Annotated in this window: 1 pseudogene; it reads left to right on the forward strand. The window is 59.8% G+C overall.

The annotated features are described in order from the left end of the window. Nucleotides 1-348: pseudogene (locus tag P0G09_RS16170) on the forward strand (hypothetical protein); the annotation flags it as partial.

Below are 348 nucleotides of genomic sequence, written 5' to 3' on the forward strand. Positions count from 1 at the left end.
GCGTACAGCTGCGGCGCGCTGGGCGGCGTTCTGGTGGAGGACCCGGACGAAGAGAATACTCCCTTCGCCCCTTCCGAACTGCCCGCTGTGGAACTGCACGAAATGTCCAACGCCCCGCAGGGTGATCTGGGCAGCGCCATGATCTACTACGCCGTTGACAACACCGTGAACAGCTCCCGCTACCCGTACTACTCCTATATGAAGGGCTTCTGGACCGCGATGGGCCTGCACACCCGCATCGATACCACAGTCTCCGTCTCTGACCTGAAACGAATGAACGATTACGGGCTGTGCATCCTCAGCGCCCACGGCTCCTACTACACCTACACCTCCGGTTTTCTGTTCAAG

The organism is Faecalibacterium sp. DFI.5.82 (assembly GCF_029076575.1).
Taxonomy (GTDB): Bacteria; Bacillota; Clostridia; order Oscillospirales; family Ruminococcaceae; genus Faecalibacterium; species Faecalibacterium duncaniae.